Source organism: Ancylothrix sp. D3o (assembly GCF_025370775.1).
Taxonomy (GTDB): domain Bacteria; phylum Cyanobacteriota; class Cyanobacteriia; order Cyanobacteriales; family Oscillatoriaceae; genus Ancylothrix.
This window is the reverse complement of sequence record NZ_JAMXEX010000016.1, coordinates 78,807-103,053: the sequence shown is the minus strand read 5'-3', so window position 1 is coordinate 103,053 and position 24,247 is coordinate 78,807. Positions and strand designations below refer to the sequence as shown.

Below are 24,247 nucleotides of genomic sequence, written 5' to 3'. Positions count from 1 at the left end.
TATCACAAAAAACGCACGTCCACCACCGGCACCCCAGTAGCAACGTGCGAACGCAAGTCTCAACAAATTCTAAGCAAATTCCAACCGGAAGCTATTAATCTTACAGCGAATCTCATCCAATTGCACTTTTAAAGAACTCGCCTTTTTTTGATGAATTTGTTTCAGCCGCAAAGCCTCCAACAACAAATCATCCCGTCCTTCTTTCTGAGCTAAAAATGCCACCTGCACCCAAGTATAAACCTCATCTTCCGCCTTATCATACTCCTCTTCTAAATGATTTTGGGTGGCAATTGCTATCGCTAATTCTTCCTTTTGAACTTGGTTTTTAGCATTGACAGAATCCTCAATCAATGCCATACCCTGAACCTGGGTGGCCGTTAAAAAATTTTGTGCTGTCATCGTTGTGCGGAGGGATATTAAGTTGCGTAACAAACAAACGCAGTCTATACTAACAGTCATGCCGGTACACTGTTGAAATTACTTAAAAAATCCTATCCTTCCCCAAAATTTTACGGAAAATTTACCCTTGATTTTTCTGCACATCAATGTATTTTTTTTAGGCAAGTTTTTCCTATCAAAAATTGACGGGGAAACAAAAAAGAGGCCGGTTAAGTTCGCCATATTCCAAAATATCCGCCACCACCCGCAACGCCAAAGCCTGAACCCTAGAGATCGCATCATCCTGAGTTTCCCCATAAGCCAAAACTCCAGACATCCCAATCACCAACAGCCAAAAACCGGCCATCCTCTTCTCTGTGAATATCAATCGTAAAATTCAGCCTGAAGCGGTATTGTTGAGACAAGACCAATATAAAAGAACAACTTTCAATGACCTCACTAGCACCCAAACCCGACAAACACAAAAAAGCCAAAGCCCTCAAACCAGGAAGCATCCGCCCCGCCAAAGAACTATGCAGCGAATGCGGCCTTTGTGACACATATTATGTGCATTATGTCAAGGAAGCCTGCGCCTTCATCAACCAACAAATAAGCGAACTCGAAGAACAAATACACGGACAAAGCCGCAACCTAGACAACCCCAACGACCTCTATTTTGGCGTTCATCAAGACATGATGGCCGCCCGCAAAAAACAACCCATCGAGGGCGCACAATGGACAGGCATCGTCAGCAGCATCGCCTGCGAAATGCTCACACAAGGCATAGTTGAAGGCGTCGTCTGCGTCCAAAACACCAAAGAAGACCGCTTTCAACCCATGCCGGTCATCGCCCGCACCCCCGCCGAAGTGCTCGCCGCAAAAGTCAATAAACCCACCCTATCCCCCAACCTTTCCGTATTAGAAGAAATCGAAAAATCCGGCCTTAAACGCCTTCTTGTCATCGGCGTTGGCTGCCAAATTCAAGCCTTACGCGCCGTCGAGAAAAAACTAGGTTTAGAAAAACTCTACGTTTTAGGCACACCCTGTGTCGATAACGTCAGTCGAGCCGGTTTGCAAAAATTCCTAGACACCACCAGCAAATCCCCCTCAACCGTCGTTTATTACGAATTCATGCAGGATTTCCAAGTACACTTTAAACACGAAGACGGCTCTATCGAAAAAGTCCCCTTCTTTGGACTAAACACCAAAGAACTCAAAGACGTATTTGCCCCCTCCTGCATGAGTTGTTTTGATTACGTCAACTCCCTTGCCGATTTAGTCGTAGGCTATATGGGAGCGCCCTTTGGCTGGCAATGGATCGTCGTTCGCAACGACACCGGCCAAGAAATGTTAGACCTCGTAAAAAATCAAATTGACACCCAACCAGTCACCTCCTCTGGCGACCGAAAAGCCGCCGTTCAACAAAGCATTCCTGCCTACGATAAAGCCGTCACCCTCCCCATGTGGGCAGCAAAAATGATGGGAGTTGTTATCGAAAAAATCGGCCCCAAAGGGTTAGAATACGCCCGATTTTCCATTGATTCTCACTTCACCCGCAACTATCTTTATGTCAAACGCAACCACCCAGAAAAACTAGAAAATCACGTTCCCGACTACGCCAAAAAAATCGTCAGTCAATATAAATTACCCAAAGCTTAAACACTGATTGGGTGCTTATCATCCAATTTGATACGCACCCTTTACTTTCTTTATGCAAAAAATATCAAGATTGTCTTTCCTCATAATCCCTTATGGCTTTTATTAACAAAAATTATTAAAACTTGTTTTTAAGGCCCAAATTTTGTAAAATATTCACAGCCGACGGAGATACAGCAAAAATTAAATCCATAAAAACCAAAAACTTTTAATACCGGCTGCCCTTAGTTAAGGCCATAACACAATAGCAAATAAAAATCAACCTCATCCAAATCAACCCCAAAATTTCAATAAAAAATCATGGTCGAATTGTCACATCAACTGCTAGGAGCAACACCATTCATGCCACACGGACACTGTTACCTGTGGAAAACCGGCTTAGTGGGGCTTCATGTTGCGTCTGACTCTCTAATTGCCCTCGCCTATTATTCCATACCCGTCATCCTCATTTGCTTTGTCAGACAAAGAGAAGACCTACCCTTTCCCAAAGTATTTTGGTTATTTGGAGCCTTTATCATTGCCTGCGGCACTACCCACTTTATGGAAGTATGGACATTATGGAATCCTGATTACTGGCTCTCAGGAATTATCAAAGCTATAACCGCCATTGTTTCCCTCTACACAGCCTTAGAACTCATCCCGATTATCCCACAAGCCCTCGCCCTTCCAAGCCCAGCAAAATTAGAAGCCATCAACCGAGAATTAGAAAAAGAAATATTAGAAAGACAAAAAATAGAAGAAGCCTTAAAAGCCTACATGGAGCAACTCGAAACCAGCAACCGGCAACTCGAAGAATTTGCCTACGTTGCCTCCCACGACTTACAAGAACCCCTCAGAAAAATTCTCACCTTTGGCGACCGGCTCAAAACAAAATGCGACACAACCTTAAACGAACAAGCCGGCGACTATTTAGAGCGAATGCAAAACGCCGCCAAACGAATGCAAATTCTCATCAATGACTTGCTGACTCTATCGAGAATCAACACCCCAACCAGCGGCATGAAAACCGTTAACCTCGCTACAATTATCTCAGAAGTCAAAGGCGATCTCGAAGTCAGAATTGAACAGTTAAATGCCAAGCTAGAAATCGGAGAATTGCCAACCCTAGAAGCCGATCCTACCCAAATGCGTCAACTGTTGCAAAACCTTATTGACAACGCCTTAAAATTTACCCCACCCGGAGGAAAGCCCCACATCAAAATTTATAGCCACCCCTACAAAAACCCAGACGGCAATTTTTCAGAAATCGAGGAATATTGGCAAATCTTCGTCCAAGATAACGGCATAGGATTTGATGAAAAATACCTCGAAAAAATCTTTATCCCCTTCCAACGCTTACACGCACGCAGTGAATACACCGGCACCGGCATAGGACTCGCCATTTGTCGTAAAATTGCAGAGCGTCACAACGGCACCATCACCGCCAAAAGCTCACCCACAGAAGGCTCTACCTTCATCATTACCTTACCCATCAACCAAACCAAAAAAGGACAACTAACGTGAACTTCTCCAACAAAAAAAAAATTATCATCCTCATGGCAGATGACGATCCAGATGATCAGCTACTTGCCAGCGAAGCCTTGGAAGAAATCAAATTACCCGCTGTGCTTTACTGCGTAAAAGATGGCGAAGAACTCCTCGATTATCTTTACCAAAGGGGCGCATTCGCCAACCCCGAAAATGCTCCGCGACCGACGATTATTTTACTCGACCTTAATATGCCAAAAAAAGATGGCAGACAAGCTCTTGGCGAAATAAAAGCAGACCCAAGCTTACGGCGAATTCCAGTCGTTGTTCTCACCACATCCAACGCCCAAGTAGACATAAAACAAGCCTACGACGGAGGCGCAAGCTCATTCATTACCAAACCCATGACTTTTGATGCCTTAGTGGATGTTATGCTCACCCTCAGCAAATACTGGTTTAATGTCGTCGAACTACCCCCATTGGGAAGCGGGGATGGACACCAGCCATATCACCATTAAATTTTATCCCCAAGGGTGCTAACTCCCGCCGATTGCTTTTCAAGCCAGCCTCTTTTAATCTTTCTTTTTTTTGCCCACAATTAAGTGTGAAAATTCAAGCCCTGCGTCTCAGGATAAGGCAGTTATTTTTGTTGATTTTGAAACGGTTATTTTCCCTAATTTGGAGCGGAAATTGAGCGATTTAATTGGCCGTTATCCTGCCTTTGGCTCAGCTTTTCTGGAGTGATGATCACAACAAAATGAGTTAATTTATAAAATGTCTTTTTCAAAATATTTAAGTGGTCACCATGTAGTAAAATCTTTGGCACGCAAGCGCTTTATGTTGTTTCAGGTGTTGGTAAAAATTTATGCTGGCGAAAAGAATTTTGCCTTGTTTGGATGTCAAGGCCGGTCGGGTTGTGAAGGGGGTAAATTTTGTTAATCTGCGCGATGCCGGCGATCCGGTGGAGTTGGCGCAGGTTTATAATAAGGCCGGCGCCGATGAGTTGGTTTTTTTGGATATTACGGCCACTCACGAAGACCGCGATATTATTTTTGATGTGGTTTACCGGACAGCAGAGCAGGTGTTTATTCCGCTGACGGTGGGTGGCGGTATTCAAAACTTAGAAACAATTAAAAAATTGTTAAGAGCCGGTGCCGATAAGGTAAGTATCAATTCGGCGGCGGTGCGGGAACCAGATTTTATTAACCGGGCCAGCGAACGTTTCGGCAATCAGTGCATTGTGGTGGCGATTGATGCTCGCCGGCGGACAGACCCAACTAATCCGGGGTGGGATGTTTATGTGCGCGGGGGTCGAGAAAACACGGGCATTGATGCGCTGGCTTGGGCTTCTGAGGTGGTAAAGCGGGGTGCAGGCGAGTTGCTGGTGACGAGTATGGATGCTGATGGAACTCAGGCCGGTTATGACCTTGAGCTAACTCGTGCAATTGCTCAGGCTGTGGAGGTGCCGGTGATTGCTTCTGGGGGGGCCGGCAATTGTCATCATATTTATGAGGCGTTGAGTGAGGGAAAGGCTGAGGCGGCTCTGCTGGCTTCTTTGCTGCACTACGGTCAGTTGACGGTGGGAGAAATTAAGGATTATTTGAGCGAGCAAAAAATGCCGGTGCGGCGCGCCTAAAAACAGCGGCCCACAAGCTGATTATTTGGCCTTACACATCTGGGGGATGATGTTGTCGGGCCAATTCCCCTGGGGTTGCCCCATAGTAGGCTGCTCAGGGGCAATAGCCATAGGGAAAACCACACAATATCCCCCCGTCCGCTTGCCCTTTGTAATAATTTCTTAACAAACGCTTAAGGGTTTTCATTACCCAAGAGTGTTGATACAACCCCTACGATATGTCAAGATAACAATAGTTAAATTATGTAAAGAGATGTTCATAATACTTGTTATTGTTATTGGTTTGGTGGCTTGGTCGCTGCACCTGATGCAGGAAGCCGTGCAACATCGGGAGTTTGCCTTGATGCTGGCCGGTACTCTGGTGGCATCTGCGGCGGCGGCTATGGTAGCGGTTTATTTTTTGATGGGGGGTTATGTGGGTTATGTTACCGAACTGACTCAGCAATCCTATCTTCAAGATTCGGCTGAGGTGGAATATCTTAGCTGGGTTTACCAGACGGATGCGCCGTTTTTTACCGAGGTGCCGACAACCCATCCTTAAACAATTCAACCGGCGCTGTAACTGCTCCAAAACTAACCAGGATCAGTATTTCAAGAAATTACAAAAAAAATTTGCAAAAACGCTTGACATCTTTGAGGAAGTTGTGACAATATGATTAAGCACACCGCAAGGGGTTATAGCTCAGTTGGTAGAGCACCTCAATGGCATTGAGGGGGTCAGCGGTTCGAATCCGCTTAGCTCCACTATAACAATTTTGAATTTTATATTCAGGATTCAATTTCAAATTAAACTTGATTTTGCTTGGTTTTGGCGTTTTTCTAAGCTGGGTGAAACGGCATTTAATAATCAATCAGGATCAGCAATGATGTTTTAAATGGTTCACCGCTCACCGGCCCTCAACAATGAACCATAAATTTGCCGGCATTTTATTCATCTTCTTCTAGCAAGGCTACAGCAACCGCATCAAAAGCAAAAGCAAAGACGAGGGGCATAGGAGAGTGAAGGAGATAACTTAAAACAGCACCGGCAGCGGTGGCAACAAAGGCGGAGGCTGACCAGAATTTTTCATGGCGACTCAAGCCTTTTCGAGCTTTAATCCAGCGCAGGGTTTTTGTAGGGATCGGTTCGGGCATGACGGCGCCGGGGGGAAAAGCCCAATAATTGCTGTAACGTTCTCTAAACCAGTCAGTCCAGCCGTTTTCTTCGCACCATTCTTGAATCCACTCGTCACAGTAATGATTTATATTCATGGTTTTTTAGTTTTTGCAATCAAAGGGTTTTAATAAGTTTGGTTTAAGGGTTGGGGGAGTTTTGAGAAGCCGGTTAAATTGCTCTTCCCCTACGATTTGCCGAGGCTGGTAATAGTTGGGTGAGACAGTACACCAACTGTAATGTAATGCAGCCTTTCATTAATAAATACTAGCAGAAACGAGAGTGAACACAAAGCAATTGATAACAATCTTTACTAAAAACAAGGCATAAGTAATAATACTCAAAAAAGCATAATTGGGGAGATGGAAAACTTAAGATTTTCTTTCTTTTGGCAGTTGTCACTTAAAATAGAAACAGATTTTAGTAAATAGAAAAATTATTTGTGGCTAACATAGAAGCAAGCGAAACCCAGAATTTGCCAACCGCCCCGGCACTTTTGCAGACTCCGTTGTATGAGACGATCCAAAAACTCAAACCTCGGATGACAGATTTTTCGGGCTACTCCATGCCGGTACAGTTTGCCGGTATTAATCAAGAACACCAAGCAGTCAGAACCAATGCGGGGATTTTTGATATTTCTCACATGGGAAAATTTCTCTTTCGCGGTAAAAATTTGATTGAAAAATTGCAAGAATTGGTGCCATCAGATTTAAGCCGGTTGCAGGCCGGTCAGGCACAATATACAGTTTTATTAAATGGACAAGGGGGGATTTTAGACGACATTATTTTTTATTATCAAGGCTGTGATGATGGTGGGATTCATGCGGGAGTAATGATTGTTAATGCGGCGACTAAATCACAGGATAAAGCCTGGATTTTGACGCATTTAGAAGCAGTAAATGGCGAAAATCCAGAGCCGGTTTTGATGCAAGATGTCTCGAAAGATAAGGTTTTAATTGCCATTCAGGGGCCGAAAGCGGTGGAATATATACAGCCGTTTGTTAAGGCTGATTTGAGTGTGGTAAAGGCGTTTGGACATTTGGAAAGTGAGGTGTTGGGGGGTGTCGGGTTTCTGGCAAGAACCGGCTACACCGGCGAGGATGGATTTGAGGTAATGGTAGACCCAGAAATAGGGATAAAATTATGGGAATTTTTGATTGAAGCAGGGGTAATTCCTTGTGGTTTGGGTGCGAGAGATACCCTGCGTTTAGAAGCAGCAATGGGGCTTTATGGGCAAGATATTGATGCCCATACAACGCCTTTGGAAGCGGGGTTAAATTGGGTGGTGCATTTGGAAAGTAAGGGGGATTTTATTGGCAGGCCGGTGTTGGAAAAACAAAAGCAAGAAGGGGTGAAAAAAAGGCTGGTTGGTTTGCAAATGCAGGGGCGGAATATTGCCCGACACGGGTATCCGGTGCTATATGAAGGTAAGCAAGTAGGAGTGGTGACGAGTGGGGCACCGGCACCGTTTTTAGGCTATCCAATTGCTTTGGCTTTGGTGGCGAGTGAGTTGTCAACAGTTGGGCAGGAATTGCAGATAGAAATTCGGGGAAAAAGTTATCCGGCGGTGGTTGTTAAAAAGCCGTTTTATCGTTCAACGAGCCGGTTGTCTAAGTAATTAAAGATTGCCAATGGTGGGCTATGCCCACCCTAAATAAGCTTAAAAAAATGAAGAAATTTTATGGTAGTTTTATTGCGATTTTATTAATTTTGGTTGTGGTCGTTGGCAACATCACATTTACTCACGCTTTCAACACCCCGCAAGCGTTTGGATCACCCGGAAATTGTCCAAATTGGTCGCCTTCTACCTTAACGTTTTTAGGAACTGCTGAAAATCGCAATTCTAAAGTGTGGTTCACCGGCACTTCTGGCATTTTAACTCAAATTTTTTACCCCGCCGTTGATACTCCCGCCACCGTTGATTGGCAATTTTTAATCGGCGATACTGCCAAAACTTGGGTAGATGAAGAAAAACAAGATACCACCAGTGAAGTGCTTTTAAATAACCCTCATTCTCTGGCTTGGGAAATTAGCAATACTGCCAAAAATCAACAATATAAAATTCACAAAACTATCTTTACAGATCCCAACCGTAACACTCTTATTCAGCAAGTTACTTTTACTGCTTTGCGCGGAACTGTAGGCGATTTTAACCTCTACACTTTATATCATCCAGCGATTTCTAATCAAGGCCGCAATACCACCGGCTACCATCGCCAAAACTTCCTCTTTGCTACCAATGAAAAAACTGCTCATACTTCCGCTTTAACAAGTTCTCTGCCTTTTACAAAAAAGTCATCTGGTTTTGTGGCAAAAAGCGATGGCTGGCAAGATTTAAAAGCTACGTCTGATTTTAAAATGGATTGGACGTTTGAGAAAGCAAGTAATGGCAATATTGCTCAAATGGCGATGTTAGATTTGAGTGCTTATGCCAAACAGAAATCGATAACATTTAACTTGGTTTTGGGGCTTGGGGAGAGTGCAAAAGAGGCTGAAAAAAATGCCAGCAAAACTTTAAAAGAAGATTTAAAAAAAGTTTTGACAACCTATAATCAAGAATGGGAAAATTATACAAATCGGCTTAATAATTTTGGTGGCACGGCGGACGAGCAATATTATGTGGCGGCGATGACATTAAAAGCTTCTCAGGATAAAGATTCTGGGGCAATGGTAGCAGGTTTGGGTAATCCTTGGGGCAATTCTAATGGGGGAATTTGTACTGCTTTGGGGGTGACAAATTCGGGAGGATATCATTTAATTTGGCCGCGAGATTTATATAAATTTGCTAGTGCTTTAATGGTGGCTGGGGATAAAGAGACGGCAAATTTTGCTTTAGATTGGTTGTTGAAAAAAGGTCAACAAAACGACGGACATTTTACGCAAAATGCCTGGGTTGATGGTACTCCTTATTGGAATGGGGTGCAGATGGATGAAACGGCTTTTCCGATTATTTTGGCTTGGAAATTAGGGCGAAATGATGCTGAGACTTATCGTAAAAATATCCAACCGGCAGCCGATTATATTATCAAATATGGGCCGGTTACGAGTCAAGAACGTTGGGAAGAAAATGGCGGTTATTCTCCGGCTACTATTGCGGCGGAAATTGCCGGTTTGGTTTGTGCGGCGGATATTGCTAAAACTAATGGGGATTTTGAAAGTCAAGAACGTTATTTAAAAACGGCTGATTTTTGGCAATCAAAGGTGGAAGATTGGACTTTTACGACTTCGGGTAGTCTGGGGAATGGCAGATATTTTGAGCGCATTGATGGAAATGGGAACCCGAATGATGGGGAGGTTTTACTTATTAAAAATGGTGGCGGTTTTTATGATGAGCGTTTGATTGTGGATATGAGTTTTTTGGAGTTGGTGCGGCATGGGGTTAAACGTTGGGATAATCCGGCTATTTTAGCGTCTTTGGAGGTAGTGGATTCTACTATTAAACAAACGATTCCTGGGAAAGGAGAGGGGTGGTTTCGTTATAACCATGATGGTTATGGGGAAAGAGAAAATGGGGATGATTATACGGGGGCTGGTGTGGGGAGATTATGGCCTATTTTTACTGGGGAAAGGGGTCATTTTGAGGTGGCTAGGGGGGGAAAGGCTGATAGTTATTTGGCGACAATGCGGGGTTTTGCGAATGAGTCTTTGATGATTCCTGAGCAAGTTGGGGATTTGAATTCACCGGCCGGTTTTGTGCCAGGAACTCCTACTAAATCTATGACTCCTTTAAATTGGTCTATGGGGGAGTATATTACGCTTTTTGCGTCGAATTATTTGGGGAGGGTTAGTGATATGCCGGTGGTTGTTTTTGAGCGGTATGGGGGGATTTTTGAACCGCAGATGAACGCAGATAAACGCAGATAAATAGGATGGGTTGTCTGTTTGGAAATAGGGGGTTTTGGAGGAAGGGGGGGAAAGTTAGGAGAGTAAAAATCGGTTGATAAGATGGGTGAAACGCCATGTTAAAATTGCGGCGGTAACGGCAAGTCCGAGGGCTAAACCGGCCCATAAACCTACCCCTCCCCATTTGAAATAAAAACACAAAATGCAGCCGGTGACAAATCCAACTCCCCAGTAGGAAAAGATGCCAACAAACATGGGAATTTTTGTATCTTTTAAGCCTCGCAAAGCACCGCCGGCAATGACTTGAATGCCATCAAATATTTGAAACATAGCGGCGATGCCTAATAAAGAAATGGCATAGTTGACAACGGCATAGTTTTCAGGTTTTTTAATATCCAAATATAGAGATACAATTTGTTTAGGAAATAGCCAAAAAATTAAACCCATTGCTGTCATAAAAATAGCGCCTATGGCAATCGGAACAAAGCCAGCTAATCTAGCAGCTTTTGGGTCATTTTGTCCGATCATTTGCCCGACTCTAACAGTTGTAGCGAGGGAAATACCCACCGGCACCATAAATGTCATGGCGCCGGTTTGTAGGGCAATGTGATGAGCAGCGAGGGGAATTGTGCCTAAATATCCCATTAAAAAAGCAGTGGTTGCAAATAGTCCAGCTTCAAATGCAAATAGTCCACCAATTGGCAAGCCGGTGTGGATTAAATCGCCTAAGATTGGGATTTCAATGTGGGAGATTTTTTTAAAAAAGTGGTAAGATTTTAATTCCGATTGAGAGAGCATATAAAAAATAGCAGCAAACAACATTAACCAATAAGTTAAGGTACTTGCCCACGCAATGCCGGCTAAACCAAGGGCAGGAAAACCCAACTTTCCAAACATCAAGATATAATTTCCACAAATATTAAAAACTACTCCTGTAACCACAATAAAAGTAATGATTTTGGCATGGTTTAAAGAAGATAAAATACTTCTTAATACTGCCAAGCCAATACTAGCAGGAAAGCCCCACATAATGGGAGAGAGATAATCTTCTGCTAAACGGATATTATCTGGATTTTGGCCCAATAAACCTAAAACTTTACCAAAATTAGCAATTAATATCATCAAAGGAAAAGAGATAAAAATAGCTAACAAAAGTCCTTGATTAGTAATGCGTCGAATGCGATCTTTATCACCCATCCCAAAGGCGACAGCGGCAAAAATGCTTGTGGAAGAAACAATGCCGGTGATGATTAAAACCAGAGTAGAATATATAACAGATCCTAAACCTCCACCAGCGATAGTTGTGCTACCAAGTAACCCCATCATTACTGTGTCGGCAAAATTAGTGGCGGCTTGAGCAAGTTGCGCGGCGGCGAGGGGTATTGCTAGGCGCAAACAGGCTTTTGCTTCTGTTAAAATTTTTGACATTGCAGGGAGATGTTGTGGTGATCACAACTATTTGTTTAAATTGACTTTATATATTTTACTATGAAACTAACAGATTTACTGCGTTTAAATCGGGAAATTAGAGTGATTGGTTTTGATGATGCGCCTTTTATTCGGGGTAGCGGTGAGGCGGTGAATATTGCGGGTATTGTGTGTGCTGGAACGCGGTTTGAGGGGATGGTTTGGGGAGAAGTTGAGCCGGATGGTTGGGATGCAACGCATAAAATTTGTGAGTTATTAATTGGTAAGAAATTTCTTCGGCAATTGCATTTAATTTTAATTGATGGGATTGGTTTTGGAGGGTTTAATATTATTGATTTACAGGAGTTATCTTTACGGTTAAATCTACCTTGTGTGGCGGTGATGCGCCGGCTACCAAATCTGACAAAAATTGAGCAAGCTATGAGCCGGCTTCCAATGTTAGAAAAGCGTCTGGAAATATTAAGCCGTGCAGGGAAAATTTATGCTTATCCGCCTTATTTTTTTCAGGTTTGTGGGGAGTCTCCCGAAGTTATTGCGGCGGTTTTGCCGCGTTTAACTGCTTGTGGAAAGGTGCCGGAGGCTTTACGTTTAGCTCATTTAATTGGGGCTGCGGTTATTAAGGGAGAGAGTAGTAGTTCGGCTTAATTTATTGATGCCATCAGCCCCTTTGAATTCTAGGCGATTAAATTGCCCATGCGATTAAAAATGAGGCTCCGATATAGGCAAAAGCTTCGATTAAACCGGCTCCTAAATTGGGGATTTGCTGATTTACAATTTCGTCGGATATTTTGACACCAGGAACTAAGATTAAATCGGCTAACCAACGAATAGCGATGAGAGAAACGAGACAAAAAAGGAGAGTAAAAACGTATTGGCTGAGGCTAGTTTTCCAGTCTACAAATTCGGGGGAAAATGCAACGCGGACAATATTGCCTGTGGCGATTAATAAGCCGGCTAAAGCAACACCAGCGGCGGGATTATTGCGTTTTTCAATTTCTCGAAATACGTTGTATTTGGTGATTTTTGGATAAGCTAAACTAACTAAAAGTAGCACTCCTAAACCAATAATCCAGCATACTAAACCGACTAACCAGGTGCCGGTTTCTCCACCTAGTGCAGCGTTTAAAATTAAGCCATTGGCGATATGATTGCCGGCTTCTACTGCTGCTGCGCCGGTGTTTCTTTCTTGGAGGATTTCTCTGTCACAATTAAAGCAACGGAGGATTAATTTATCTCCTACCCAGGCGCCGGCAAGCATGAATAAAATTACGGTTGCACCATAACTGGTTAAAACTTGTAATTCCCCTTGCCAAGTAGTTAGGGTTTTGTCTAAAACTCCGCCTAAAGCTAAGACAATTCCGAAGTAATAACCAACGAGGGAAATAGCAACGGCAGGGTTATCTTTAATAAAGAGTTCCTGGTTGAGATTCATGTGCCGGCGGTAGATTTTTTGGTAGGCAAATTGCCCCACCCAAAACACTGCAAATCCGATAATAATTTCTAAACTAATAAAAACCCATTGAAGCATGATTATTTCTCTCCTAAATGGTGTAATAATGTAATGATAGTATCAGCAAGATTGTCATAAAAAAAGTAATCGTGAGCGCCGATGGTTGTCACCGGCACACCGCCAAATTGCCGTTTAAATTGCGAAAATTTGGAATATGCGTGGTTTGCATCACGAGTATAGCCATAAAAGTCATAAACTTGACAATTTTTTGCTTTTGCACGCCGCATAGCTTCCCAATGTAAGCTATAGGATGCTCGGATTTCGGGATGTTGAAAACTGCGTCCGCCGTAAAGGTATGTGGCGCGATTTCCCCTGTAGATAATAATCACACTGGCTAATATTTTTCCTTGCCAAGTGGCGATGCCAATTTCTGCCATATTTGCAGAAAAAAGCGTCTGACAAAGATTGATAAAAAAGCCGTAGGGTTCGCCAAAAAAATGTTGCCGGCGTACTGTTTCCCAAAACAAATCATAAAAAACTGGGATGCTTTGAGGGTTGGTTGTGAATTCTATTTTTACTCCTTTTTTTTGACTTAACTGTAAATTATAGCGTCCTTTGTGCTTCATTTGCGCTAAAATTTCGCCTTCAGTTGGTTGTAGGTTAATTAAGAGAGTTTCCGAGGGTAATAAGTCTGCCGGTGCGCGCACAAAGCTTTTTAAGAAAGCCGGTTTTTCTTGCCAAAGTGGTTCTATTCGCCATGCTATAGCCCCTACTTCTTTTGCCAAAGCTGCGGCTTTTTGTAATAGCAATTGCATGGCTTCTGCCGGGCAGTTTGGTGGTAAAATGGGGCCACCCGGAGAAAGTAATAAGTTGGATTTTCCTGGGTGGGGGTAGTAGTAAAAAATGCAACCCCCAACCAATGTTTCGCCGCTAAATAAACCACAACGAAACGTTTTATATCCTTCTAATTCTTTAAAATCTGCCCACGCCCAAGATTGCATAAAACAGTCTTGAGAAAGCCTATCCCAAAACTGACTATCTGCTGAAACTAGAGTTTGCAATTTTAAGGGTATTTGCATTAAATTAGTTTCGGTTTTCAGAGCCATTTTTTATCCATTCTTCTAATGCAGACCACAACCAACTACCACCTCCAAAAATCATAATAAATCCGATGATTTGTTTCCAATCGCTGCTACTATCGTAATAAGAATCGGAATAGACACGAGTGCCGGTGCTACTTCCAGAATAATAGCCTTTTGCAAATACAGCATCAGGGGTTAATACGTTGGCAATTAAGAGGGTAACAGACAAAATAGTAATAAATTCTGCTGTTTTGGGAGGCAGTTTAGGGAGGTTTTCACCCGCCTTAATTTTTGCCGCTAGTTCTTTCAATTCTTCTAGTAGCTTCGGCGGAAGTTCCTGCGCCCTTTCTAGCATTTTATTAAGTAGTTGCGCGACATCAACTTCTCCTAAAAGTTGTTGCAAATAAGAAAGCCATTCTCGCGTCATTTTAGGGCTGTGGTAGCGGTGTTGCACCGGCACCATTTTTGCTATATCTTCCTCCGTGATTTGTTCGGCTGCATATATTTTTTCTAACCATACTTTTGCCATTGATTCCAGGGCTAAGTTATCCTGAGTTGCTATTATGCCGGTGGCAACTTCTTGAATTTCCAAAAAATCTATCTTATTGCTTTTATCCTCATCTTTTGCTAAATTAAAATTAGGATTTAGCAAGTAATAATAAAGTTGTTTGCAAGTCAATGTATTAATGGCCAGATGGTGACGATTTTTAGCAATTTTTTCGGAAAATATGAAAGCATTAAGCAAACTTTCAGGGTTGAGAGTTTGCAGGTTATCGGGGAAAATCAAAGCTTCTAAATCGCTGCGATTAATGGGAATTGCAGAAGCGATAAAAAAGCCCCAATTCCCATAACCATGACGTTGAAAAGAAGGAATAGAAACTTGTAAAGGTTTTGCCATCAAGCCGGTAGAGAGCAAGGTTTGATACAGACACCAAAAACCTGAGGTACGATTTTCTGGAGAAACGCCATTCGTAGAAATTACCCCACCGGGAATCAAAATTCGATTTAATTCTTGAAACCACTCTTGAGAGTAAATAGCTGTATCTTCCGCGCAAGTTGGGTAAGTAAAATCGCAAATAATCGCATGATAAGAATTGTCTGCAATGGAAGACACAAATGCAAACGCTTCCTCCGCATAAACCCGCACTCGACTATTTTCTAAACTGCCAAAATTATAAGGTTTAAAAATTGTTTTTGCCAGTTCTAAAACCTCTGGGTTGTAATCCACTAAATCTATGTGGCATACCTGCGGGAAGCGTAGCACATCGCGTGCCACCAACCCATCCCCACCGCCGCAGATCAAAACCCGCAAGTTAACGCCACCAAAACGCTGCGCTGTAAGTGCTATTGTTGGCATAACTAGGAACTCGTGATAAAGCGCCTCATCAGCGGTATCAAACTGTAAATCGCCGTTGATATAAAAAGCAAGGCCGGTGTTGTGATGTTCTACAAATAAAGATGTCGGCATTTTTTGATAATTAACCCATCACTAAAAGTAAACCCCAAATGATCAAGCCTACGGAAAAAATCACTTGAAAAATTGGAAAGGGATTAGAAGTTTTTTTGACCAATTGTTTCTCAATAATCGTGATTTGTTCTGGCTTAATGAGTTTGGTTAAATAAACGTGCAAATCCCCATCCGGCCATGCTTCAATTGCTAAATTGCGTTGATGGCTTCTATCCCAATAATCCCAAGTGATGCGGGTAGTTTTATCATAGTCTCCCTCATAGCTACCTTCAGTTTTTGATTCAAAATAGTAGCTATCTCCATAAAGCTTTAGTTCAGGATAAGGAGTATTATGTTCTTGCATATTTTTCCACACATAAGTAAGGATATTATCTTGGTTTTCTGCATTAAATAAACTAGGTTCTGCGACTTCTTCAGATAAATACCAGTTAACCAAATGGCTGGAGTTATCTGGGTCAACTTCTCGCAGTAAGTAATATTCTAAGTCGCTGTGAGTATTCAGTAACCATTCTTCCGTTTGATAACCTTTTGCATCAGTATAGCTGCTATAATCTTTGACAGAATAGTTTAGTTTGTAATAACTGAAAGCATCGCCTGCTCGCAAACTTTGTAAGCGGTCTAAACTAGAAGTTGAAACCATACAAATTCTCCATTTCTTCACTTTTATCATCGGCCAGTTTCCGGCTGTCTCAAGTTTAGCTTAAGAAGCAAAAAATCAAAGCCATTTTTTTATTAACTTTTGTTAAACCTCACCTATTCATTGCTTTCTTCATTGTCTGAAAACTTGGTAGTTAACCGGCACACTGTTGTTTTTTCCACATCCACCGCTAACTCATCCATTGCATCTCCTAATACTTCTTGTAGCACTTTTGTCAAGGTAATTGAAAAATCTAATTCTAAGCCGCGACTTTGTGCAAGTTCAGCCAATTTTGCAAAGCCGGTTTTCAGGGTTTTTCGCTCAGATACAGACAGTTTAAACTCAGTAGTTTCTGATAAGCTTTGGGCCTGCATTGCTTTTTTAATTCGTTCTTGTAACGCCGTCATTTCTGAGTCTAAAAGTTTCCAATAATGCTCAATTTCCTGATAGCGTTTCGCCAAGATGTTTAAATTTTCCGTAGCAGGATCGGGGTTATTTTTATTAAGCAAATGCAATAAAACGCGGTAAACATGAGCTAAATAAACTGGATCTTTGTGAGCATATTCTAGCTGTTTTTCAGTCAGAGGTCTTTTTCCCCAGTTGCTACCTTGTTCTTCCTTATCGACCTCGGAAAATTTACAAATTTGACTAGCTAAAGTTTTGAGAGATAAATTAGGGACGGGGAGAAGATAGTAGGGCAGTTTTTTTGCCATTTCTAGGGTACAGGTTACATTTTTTGCCGTTGTTTTTCCTAAAAACCTCAAGTCATAGCTGGCATTATGAAAGACTTTTTCTATTTCTTCATCTGCCATGATTTCGTCAATAAAAAGCTCAGTTATCTGGGGTTTATCTAAAACATCAAACACATAGGTTTGTTGGCCGGTGAGGTCTCTGGGGTCTGCTAAAACTTGAATCAAAGAAAGTCTCGGCTTTTTGCTTTTATAGTCCGCAACTTCTGTATCTATCCAGAGAATTTGAAATTGGGAAACTTTGGCAATCACGTTTCTCATGTCATCCGCATCGGTTAAATAAGGCATAAAAGAATCTCTTTTTTGGTTTTGTCTGATTATAGCAAAGAGTGCGCGAGAGCGGGCCGGTGTCTATAAAAAATGCTATAATTTAAACACAACAATTTCATGTATAATCCCAACACATAGACGAGTCAAACTTATGTCAACTACAGAAAAAGTCCGCTGGACAACCGAGGATTTAGAATTCTTGCCAGATAACGGCAACCGTTATGAGATAATTGAAGGAGAATTAATCGTGACAAGAGCCCCCCACTGGAAACATCAATCAGTTGCTAACAATGTTTGTGTAGAGTTAACAAATTGGTCACGGCGCACAAAGTTGGGCAAGGCTGTGCAAGTCCCTGGAATTATTTTCACGGATGCTGATAATGTCATCCCTGATGTGGTTTGGATCAGCAATGAACGGTTAGCCGAAGTATTAGATGAAGCCGGCCATTTACGGGGAGCACCAGAATTAGTGGTAGAGGTGTTATCTCCGGGTGAAGAACAGGAAAAACGCGACCGGCAATCAAAGTTAAAATTATACTCAGTTCAAGGTGTGCGGGAATACTGGATTTTTGACAGGCAACAGCAAAAAGTAGAAGTTTATCGGCGGGAAAACGGTATTTTGAAATTAGCGATGACGTTGTTTAAAGAAGATGATTTAACCAGTCCTTTATTGCCGGAATTTAGCGTGCCGGTGGGGGGTTTGTTTGAGTAGGCTTATGAATATAAAATCTACAATAAAAAGGGCCAGTTAATTTAAATTTTACGGCATCTGTACATTTTTAAAACAAGATACCCCTGATTTTCGCCCCATTCTCGCCATGCTGCTGCCATTTGTTTGACTTTGCCACGTTGTTCTGGTTTGATTGGATTTACCGCTATAATTGCGTTCAATGCTGATAACCAGAAAAGGGGATTTTGAATTTGTTAACGTTCTATTTTCGTTCATAGATCCAAAGATGCTAATAGGGTGGTTTTAGCATTTATGGGAATTAGGAGATGTGAGGCCGGTATCCCAGCGGAAAGCAGGAGGCATTTGAAGAAAAGTAGAAAGTTGAAAAGGTGGGCCGGTGGAACTTTTTTGAAAAAAGGAGATTAATCTATCATCTGGGGAGCATCCCGTTTTTGTAAAAGACCGCTTAGGCTAGTTGACCATTAAGATAAGCACAACGAAGTTGTAACATTTGATTCACGTTATGTTTATTCCACTGCGCCCCTACCACTTTCAGTCTTAAATCAAGCTGTTTAATAGCTGACTCCACTGCGCCGGAGCCAATCGAACAAAGCTCAGAAGCTTGCACTCTCTTATAATTAATAATTCGGCTTTTATGTTCTTGTAAATATTTGAGAAAATTTTGAGCTTTTTGACGACGATACTCGCCTAACACAGCAACCGCCCCCTCAACTTGGCCACACCATAAATAAGATTCAATTTGTTGGAGGCGTTTCAGAGAACCCCCAATTTTATAAAGATTTTCTCTCAGATGATACCAATCTAGTATTTCCCACCTTTGTGAAGAACTATAAATTTCTGACATTAATTTCCACACCCCAGGATGACCATCTCCCAAACAAACTAAAAGCTTAGCCAGTTTTTGAGAATTCACCCAATCGCTCAGGAATAAATTATCTTTAAAAGCTGCATTATAATAAACCTTTTGGAGCCTAATTGCTTTATACTCAAGCCATTCGCAGCTTTGGCCTTTTTCTGTTCTGACTCTAACTTTCCCACCATCTGCGCTTAATGGGCGTGACCGTTTGTTGAGCATCAGGAGTAAAAAATTCCGTTCTTTGTACCTGCCTATGAAGTGTAGTATGACCAATTTTTACTCCCATTAAAATTTCTAATTCTAACGAGCGCATTTTGGTAAGATTCATTAGCGCTAATCCGTAAACAACATTTTTCTAAAAATGGAGAAATCCGACAACGAGTCGGCAGATGTAATCGAGAGGCTTGTTTTTCTGTAATAGGAATTTCTCCCACAGAACTTTTTAACTTTCTTGTTCGTCCCTTAATTGTTCCTGTCTTTTCTTTGATAAAAAAAAGCCCCTTGGGGACTGACTTTTTCTAAGATTTGCTGGCGCACTGATTTTTCAATAGTTTCTATGGAAACTAAATCTTCTGAGGGAGTATTTTGGTAAATAATTTTAGCGATAGCTGTGATATGTTCTTGGAGTTTTTGAGATTCTTCAGGGGTCATAAATAAAGGTTGTATTTATGTGAGTGGCATATAATTTATTGTACCACAGTCTGGTACACTTGCAAAAACGGGATTCTCCCATTCATCGGGATATTAAGCCGGCTAATTTAATTCGCCGCAAGTCGGATGGGAAGATTGTTTTAATTGATTTTGGGGCGGTTAAGGAAATTGGCGGTTTGACTGTTAGTAATCAGGGGCAAGTTATGTCTACGATTATGATAGGAACTGCGGGTTATATGCCGGATGAGCAGGCGAATGGGAAACCGCGTTTTAGTAGTGATGTTTATGCGGTGGGGGTGATGGCTATTCAGGCGTTGACGGGGTTAAATCCTGATCCGAGTTTTGGGGGGTTTCCAGAGGATGCGGTGACGGGGGAATTTTCGTGGCGAAATTTGGGGCCGGTGAGTGGTAATTTGGGGGATGTTATTGATAAGATGGTTCGTAAGGATTACCGGCAGCGTTATGTTTCTGCGGTGGAAGTGGTGCCGGTGTTACAAACTATTTTACAGCAACCTATGAGCCCAACTATTCCCTCTCCCCCTCCTGGTAATTCTCAGCCGAAAGGTTTTGTACCAAAAGTCAAAAAATTTATTAAGGATACGAAAATTATCTTAGAGCTTTTAGCGGCTACCGGGGCAGTTGTTGGTTTAATTTTTGGAATAATGGCGTTTTTGAATTTACCCAAAACTTATGAAGATTCTACGTTAGGCGTGAAGTTGAAATATCCTGATAAGTGGGAAAAGCAAGTTTCGCCAGGTGGGTTTTATGGCAATGGTGTGGTGTTTGTTTCGCCAAAAGATGGGAAGGATGATAAGTTTCAAGAAAGTGTGTCTTTGAGTGTGATTTCTAATCAGTCGGCATCGAAGTTTTACGAAAATTTGAAGAAACAAAGGCAGGCGGAAACGGGGGAAACTTTGCCAAATGTTCCTCAAACAACAACGTTGGCAAAGGGTGAGGCAAATTGGGTGGTGAGTGAAGGTGTAGAGGATAAGGTTAAGGTTAAACGTCAGTATGTTTGGCGAGAGGTTGATGGCAAGTTGTATGTTTTGATTTATGCGGCGAAAAGTGAGGAGTTTTCTGAGTTTCAGCCTAAGTTTGATAAGATTAGGGATTCGTTGGAGATTCGTTAGGGTTTTTAGAAACCGGATTTCGTGAAAGTTAGCCGGTTTCTAAAAACAGTTAAACCAAACTGCGAACAGTGGCAATTTCTCGCTCGGCAATGGGGCGAATTTGAGTATTTTCTAAGGTAATAATGGCTATGGTATCACCGTCTAAGGTAACAAATTCTACTTCGTAGAAGTTGCTGTTATTGTGTTGCAAAACTACGGTGCCAATGTCTCCTTTTTTTAATCCATATTGGCTCAGGTCTTCTGTTAAAATAATTCTATCTAGTTCTTCAATCATGTTTTTTTGTTTTGAGTGGATAGGCGGTAACAAGTCGGGGATTTTCTGCGCCGGTGTCTATAAACCAAACTGAACGAACAGGCGGCGATCTGCCATCGGGTGCCGGTAGTATCCCTTCAATCTATGCTGTTTAACATTGTTTTGCTGAATGGGTTTTTGGGATTATTTGTATTATAGTTTTTGGGGAAGGTAAAAACCAACCCAGGCAAGGATGAGGGTAATATTTATTGTTGATTTTGAAATTGTTTTACTAATTTTTGGGCGGTTTGATAACCTTCCATATTCCCTTGCTGGCGAAACAATTCTGCGGCTTTTTGAAAATCTTTTATTCCACTTTCGGTCTCTCCAGTTAAAGCGTATGCAGCCCCCCGGGTGGCGTAAGCTTCGGCATAGCTAGGATTAATTTTAATAGCTTGAGTGAAATCCTCAATCGCATCCTCATACTTTCCTATCTCACTGCGTGCAACCCCCCGGCCGATGTAAGCTTCGGCCAAGTTAGGATTAATTGAAATACCTTTAGTGAAATCCTCAATCGCATCCTCATATTTTTTTAAATGGCTGCGTGCAAACCCCAGGTTGATGTAAGCTTCGGCCAAGTTAGGATTAATTGAAATACCTTTAGTGAAATCCTCAATCGCACCCTGATCGTCTTTTAAATTCCGGCGTACAAGCCCCCGGTTGATGTAAGCTTCGGCCAAGTTAGGATTAATTTTAATAGCTTCAGTGTAATCCTCAATTGCACCCTGATCGTCTTTTAAATCCCTGCGTGCATTTCCTAGGTTGAAGTAACTCCAAGAATGGTTTTTATTAAGCTCAATAGCCTTCTTATAAGCAGTAACAGCATCCTGATAGCGTTTTAAATCTCTCAACACATTTCCTCTGGATAAGTGCAAGGTAAAATCTTGATTATTAATACTAATTGCTTTATCAAAAGATTTCAACGCCTCTTCAGGATTGTTTAAATATTGGCTTAGTAAACCGCCACGCCAACGCCAAGATTGATAAAATTTCGGGTTAATTTTGGTAGCTTTATCAAAAGACTCAAAACCTTTTTGATATTCCCGGTTATAAGATAATGCTAAACCCCTTGCATACCAAGCTTGATCCAAATCCCGATTCAGTTTAATTGCTTCCTCAAACGCCGCAATAGCTTCTTTATATAACTCAATTCGCCATAACTGATTGCCGTAGTTTATCCAATCTTTTGCCTTTGTTTTATCCTGGGGTATTTTTAGTTTAAATAATTCAGTAAAATAAATTGAAAATTTATCGTTTTCATCAACAGAAGCAGGAATTGATGTTTCCAAACTCAACTTTTGCTTCATCTTTAACTTACTTTCCGCTGACTTTAAATCAGCCACAAAAGTTTTTATTGGCACACCTAAACTATAGCCATACTGAATTCCATCTATGTCATTTCCCTCCGCACGTCCATGAATACCAATCACTCGTCCTTGAGTATCCAAAACCGGCCCCCCACTCATGCCACCTTGAGTTATATTCGTATAAACTAGCTCATAACCATAAGTCAAAGAACCTGGATCTTTTGCATAAATAGAACCGTCCTCTTTACCAAAAATAAAACCCGGAGTAAACTTAGGTTTGGCTTTTTTCCCTTCAGCTTTTCCCCAACCATAGGTAAACACCAAGCGTTTTTCATCTAAACTATAATTCCCCAAAGTTGCCACTTGATAATTTTCACTACTGCTAAACTGCAACACTGCTAAATCAGCCTGCCGCTCAAGAGATTTCACCGTACTTTCATTCACCGGATAACGTTTTCCATCTGGGGTAACAACTTCTTTATTTTCATTTTTTGCCACATGATGCGCCGTCAAAACATAATAATTATTCCCATCTCTCGCAATAATCACCCCCGAACCATTATACCCAGCATAATCAATTCGCACAGTAATTTTTTTAGCAATTTCCCTCACATCATTAGGGATACCTGTTAAACTTAACTCCTGAGTTTCAACTAAACTGGGAGCCAATTTTGCCAACACCGGCACCCCCACCCCCCAACTCACAGCCATCATCTTATTTTTATCATTTTCCGAGGGACGAGAACCATCTTCAAACACAAACGGATCGCCAAAAACCGGATAAGCATCTCTGCCATTAACGGCAATTAATTCGCCGCGATTATTCAAAACCGGCCCGCCACTCATGCCTTTTTCAATAGCATTATCATACCCCAGCCGATAACCACCCTGCAAGGATTTCTCAGGTAGCACAGCAATTTTTCCCCGCGCAATTTTCAAATTATTTTGCTCTGAAGGAAAACCCGCCGCCACAAGTTCATCCCCCACTTTCAAAGCCTTAAAAAACTCGTTTTCTTCCACATTTTCTGGAAATTCCGCTACCTGATAATCTGCGGAGGAACGAAACTGCAACAGCGCTAAATCTTTCTCTTTACTATTGACATTTTTATCAATTTCTGCATCATAAATTTTATCAATTTCTGCATCATAAATTTTGCCGTCGGGAGTTTGGATGCGGTGGGGGGTGCCAAGGTTGACGACGTGCTGATTTGTTAAAACTGTATAAACATCCCCCTTTTTATTAATAATTGTCCCCGATCCCCCTGATTTGCCGGCCATGACTTTAACCGTAATAGATTTTGCAAGTTCCTCCAAATTTTGCTGAGAGGATTGAGGAATTGCAGCGGTTGTTTCCGGTTTTTTTGATGAGGAATTACAGCCATAGAAGACGGGGGAGATGAGTAATAAGCTGCCTAAAAAGGCTGTGAAAAAAAGACGTTGTTTTTTCATATTGTTTGACATAAGTTTGGCTGAATTTGTGCAAATATGTTGATGAACTGGGGTTTGGGGCCGGTAATCGGCAATCGCAGGCAAGATGCCTGCGCCACTAGGGGGGTTGATTGTAGTTCCCGCCCTGTGGTTGCACCATACATTTAATTTGCTTATTTTTCTGACGGAATAGATTTAACCCATTTCTCGAAATCAATAGAAGGCCCGCTGCTACTTTGCTCAATGGGCCCCGCCGCACCGAAATTTAAAAGATCCTCAACTGCTTTACCGGCACTATCATTAGGCTTAAGAGTAAGCAAGGTTAAATCGCATTTCCCTCCTTTGACAGTAGAAAAGCAAATAACATCCTGATTATTTTCTCTGCCAACGGTGATAAAATTCAAAACGCCATTATTCTCAGCAGTTTGCATTTTTTGCGTCACTTCTTCGCAACGTCTTTGCGGCGTATATCCACTACCTTCAAAATATTTTGATACCCAACGAATAACCGGTTTTTGTCCAATAGGTGTGAGTGCATAGGTGGTGGGTATGCCGTTTTTCCCAGCCTTACAAACAAAATTCATTTTAAGACGCGGTGGTGTTTCTTCCTTACAACCGGCCACCGTCAACAACAAAACCCCAACCAAAAAACCACGCCAAATTTTCCTATTCATG

Annotated in this window: 23 protein-coding genes, 1 tRNA gene and 1 pseudogene; 11 read left to right on the top strand and 14 right to left on the bottom strand. The window is 41.9% G+C overall.

Annotated elements, in window-relative coordinates; all coding sequences use genetic code 11:
- Positions 1-69: 69 nt before the first annotated feature.
- Both NG798_RS21595 and NG798_RS21590 read right to left on the bottom strand, forming a co-directional pair.
- Positions 70-459 (bottom strand): PspA/IM30 family protein, encoded by a 390-nt coding sequence (locus NG798_RS21595; protein ID WP_261225773.1) that lies wholly within the window; start codon positions 457-459, stop codon positions 70-72.
- A gap of 115 nt (positions 460-574) precedes the next feature.
- Positions 575-745: a hypothetical protein gene (locus NG798_RS21590; protein ID WP_261225772.1), complete on the bottom strand. Its 171-nt coding sequence runs from the start codon at positions 743-745 to the stop codon at positions 575-577.
- 83 nt (positions 746-828) lie between these two features.
- Here NG798_RS21590 and NG798_RS21585 point away from each other — a divergent pair, with 83 nt between their 5' ends.
- The 6 genes from NG798_RS21585 to NG798_RS21560 all read left to right on the top strand — a co-directional run bounded on the left by NG798_RS21585 (position 829) and on the right by NG798_RS21560 (position 5,881).
- Positions 829-2,037, top strand: coding sequence for a Coenzyme F420 hydrogenase/dehydrogenase, beta subunit C-terminal domain (locus tag NG798_RS21585; protein ID WP_261225771.1), 1,209 nt, complete (start codon positions 829-831; stop codon positions 2,035-2,037).
- A gap of 297 nt (positions 2,038-2,334) precedes the next feature.
- Complete coding sequence (locus tag NG798_RS21580; RefSeq protein ID WP_261225770.1) at positions 2,335-3,537, top strand: ATP-binding protein; 1,203 nt, start codon at positions 2,335-2,337, stop codon at positions 3,535-3,537.
- 32 nt (positions 3,538-3,569) lie between these two features.
- Positions 3,570-4,019, top strand: coding sequence for a response regulator (locus NG798_RS21575; RefSeq protein WP_261225769.1), 450 nt, complete (start codon positions 3,570-3,572; stop codon positions 4,017-4,019).
- Between the two features lie 347 nt (positions 4,020-4,366).
- On the top strand, positions 4,367-5,137 hold the full coding sequence (gene hisF, locus NG798_RS21570) for an imidazole glycerol phosphate synthase subunit HisF (RefSeq protein ID WP_261225768.1): 771 nt from the start codon (positions 4,367-4,369) through the stop codon (positions 5,135-5,137).
- Positions 5,138-5,390: 253 nt separating this feature from the next.
- A complete protein-coding gene (locus tag NG798_RS21565; protein ID WP_317619621.1) occupies positions 5,391-5,678 on the top strand; it encodes a hypothetical protein in 288 nt (95 codons plus the stop codon).
- Positions 5,679-5,808: 130 nt separating this feature from the next.
- Positions 5,809-5,881: transfer RNA gene (locus NG798_RS21560), tRNA-Ala, on the top strand.
- Between the two features lie 183 nt (positions 5,882-6,064).
- Here the strand turns inward: NG798_RS21560 and NG798_RS21555 are convergent.
- Positions 6,065-6,388, bottom strand: a complete 324-nt coding sequence (locus tag NG798_RS21555) for a hypothetical protein (RefSeq protein ID WP_261225767.1) — start codon at positions 6,386-6,388, stop codon at positions 6,065-6,067.
- A gap of 344 nt (positions 6,389-6,732) precedes the next feature.
- Here NG798_RS21555 and gcvT point away from each other — a divergent pair, with 344 nt between their 5' ends.
- On the top strand, positions 6,733-7,908 hold the full coding sequence (gene gcvT / locus NG798_RS21550; protein ID WP_261225766.1) for a glycine cleavage system aminomethyltransferase GcvT: 1,176 nt from the start codon (positions 6,733-6,735) through the stop codon (positions 7,906-7,908).
- 50 nt (positions 7,909-7,958) lie between these two features.
- Complete coding sequence (locus NG798_RS21545) at positions 7,959-10,154, top strand: glucan 1,4-alpha-glucosidase (protein ID WP_261225765.1); 2,196 nt, start codon at positions 7,959-7,961, stop codon at positions 10,152-10,154.
- A gap of 54 nt (positions 10,155-10,208) precedes the next feature.
- Here NG798_RS21545 and NG798_RS21540 read toward each other — a convergent pair whose 3' ends face one another.
- The gene (locus tag NG798_RS21540; protein WP_261225764.1) at positions 10,209-11,561 is read right to left on the bottom strand and encodes an MATE family efflux transporter; all 1,353 of its coding nucleotides are present in this window, start codon (positions 11,559-11,561) and stop codon (positions 10,209-10,211) included.
- Between the two features lie 60 nt (positions 11,562-11,621).
- Here NG798_RS21540 and NG798_RS21535 point away from each other — a divergent pair, with 60 nt between their 5' ends.
- A complete protein-coding gene (locus tag NG798_RS21535; protein WP_261225763.1) occupies positions 11,622-12,206 on the top strand; it encodes a DUF99 family protein in 585 nt (194 codons plus the stop codon).
- Between the two features lie 37 nt (positions 12,207-12,243).
- Here NG798_RS21535 and NG798_RS21530 read toward each other — a convergent pair whose 3' ends face one another.
- From NG798_RS21530 to NG798_RS21510, 5 genes are all read right to left on the bottom strand, one after another.
- Entirely contained in the window at positions 12,244-13,089 is an 846-nt protein-coding gene (locus tag NG798_RS21530) for a DUF350 domain-containing protein (RefSeq protein ID WP_261225762.1), read from the bottom strand.
- A 2-nt stretch (positions 13,090-13,091) separates the two neighbouring features.
- Entirely contained in the window at positions 13,092-14,117 is a 1,026-nt protein-coding gene (locus NG798_RS21525; protein WP_261225761.1) for a peptidoglycan bridge formation glycyltransferase FemA/FemB family protein, read from the bottom strand.
- On the bottom strand, positions 14,095-15,561 hold the full coding sequence (locus NG798_RS21520) for a methyltransferase domain-containing protein (protein ID WP_261225760.1): 1,467 nt from the start codon (positions 15,559-15,561) through the stop codon (positions 14,095-14,097). Before NG798_RS21520 ends, NG798_RS21525 begins: the two co-directional genes overlap by 23 nt.
- Positions 15,562-15,571: 10 nt before the next feature.
- The gene (locus NG798_RS21515; protein ID WP_261225759.1) at positions 15,572-16,201 is read right to left on the bottom strand and encodes a DUF4178 domain-containing protein; all 630 of its coding nucleotides are present in this window, start codon (positions 16,199-16,201) and stop codon (positions 15,572-15,574) included.
- 113 nt (positions 16,202-16,314) lie between these two features.
- Positions 16,315-17,235 carry a ribonuclease D gene (locus NG798_RS21510; RefSeq protein WP_261225758.1) on the bottom strand — a complete coding sequence of 307 codons (921 nt, stop codon included), beginning with the start codon at positions 17,233-17,235 and terminating at the stop codon, positions 16,315-16,317.
- 133 nt (positions 17,236-17,368) lie between these two features.
- On the opposite strand from NG798_RS21510, the gene NG798_RS21505 reads away from it, so the two are divergent.
- The gene (locus NG798_RS21505) at positions 17,369-17,929 is read left to right on the top strand and encodes a Uma2 family endonuclease (RefSeq protein WP_261225757.1); all 561 of its coding nucleotides are present in this window, start codon (positions 17,369-17,371) and stop codon (positions 17,927-17,929) included.
- Between the two features lie 424 nt (positions 17,930-18,353).
- On the opposite strand, the pseudogene NG798_RS21500 reads toward NG798_RS21505, so the two are convergent.
- Positions 18,354-19,415 (bottom strand): annotated as a pseudogene (locus tag NG798_RS21500) (ISKra4 family transposase).
- Between the two features lie 23 nt (positions 19,416-19,438).
- Between NG798_RS21500 and NG798_RS21495 the strand changes: the two are divergent.
- Complete coding sequence (locus NG798_RS21495; protein ID WP_261225756.1) at positions 19,439-20,545, top strand: hypothetical protein; 1,107 nt, start codon at positions 19,439-19,441, stop codon at positions 20,543-20,545.
- Positions 20,546-20,594: 49 nt separating this feature from the next.
- On the opposite strand, the gene NG798_RS21490 is transcribed toward NG798_RS21495, so the two are convergent.
- The 4 genes from NG798_RS21490 to NG798_RS21480 all read right to left on the bottom strand — a co-directional run bounded on the left by NG798_RS21490 (position 20,595) and on the right by NG798_RS21480 (position 24,246).
- Entirely contained in the window at positions 20,595-20,819 is a 225-nt protein-coding gene (locus tag NG798_RS21490; RefSeq protein ID WP_261225755.1) for a DUF4926 domain-containing protein, read from the bottom strand.
- On the bottom strand, positions 20,812-20,931 hold the full coding sequence (locus tag NG798_RS28220) for a DUF6883 domain-containing protein (RefSeq protein ID WP_375338992.1): 120 nt from the start codon (positions 20,929-20,931) through the stop codon (positions 20,812-20,814). Before NG798_RS28220 ends, NG798_RS21490 begins: the two co-directional genes overlap by 8 nt.
- A 112-nt stretch (positions 20,932-21,043) precedes the next feature.
- Positions 21,044-23,593, bottom strand: coding sequence for a serine protease (locus NG798_RS21485; RefSeq protein ID WP_261225754.1), 2,550 nt, complete (start codon positions 23,591-23,593; stop codon positions 21,044-21,046).
- Between the two features lie 152 nt (positions 23,594-23,745).
- Entirely contained in the window at positions 23,746-24,246 is a 501-nt protein-coding gene (locus NG798_RS21480) for a COP23 domain-containing protein (RefSeq protein ID WP_261225753.1), read from the bottom strand.
- Between the last annotated feature and the right edge of the window lies 1 nt (position 24,247).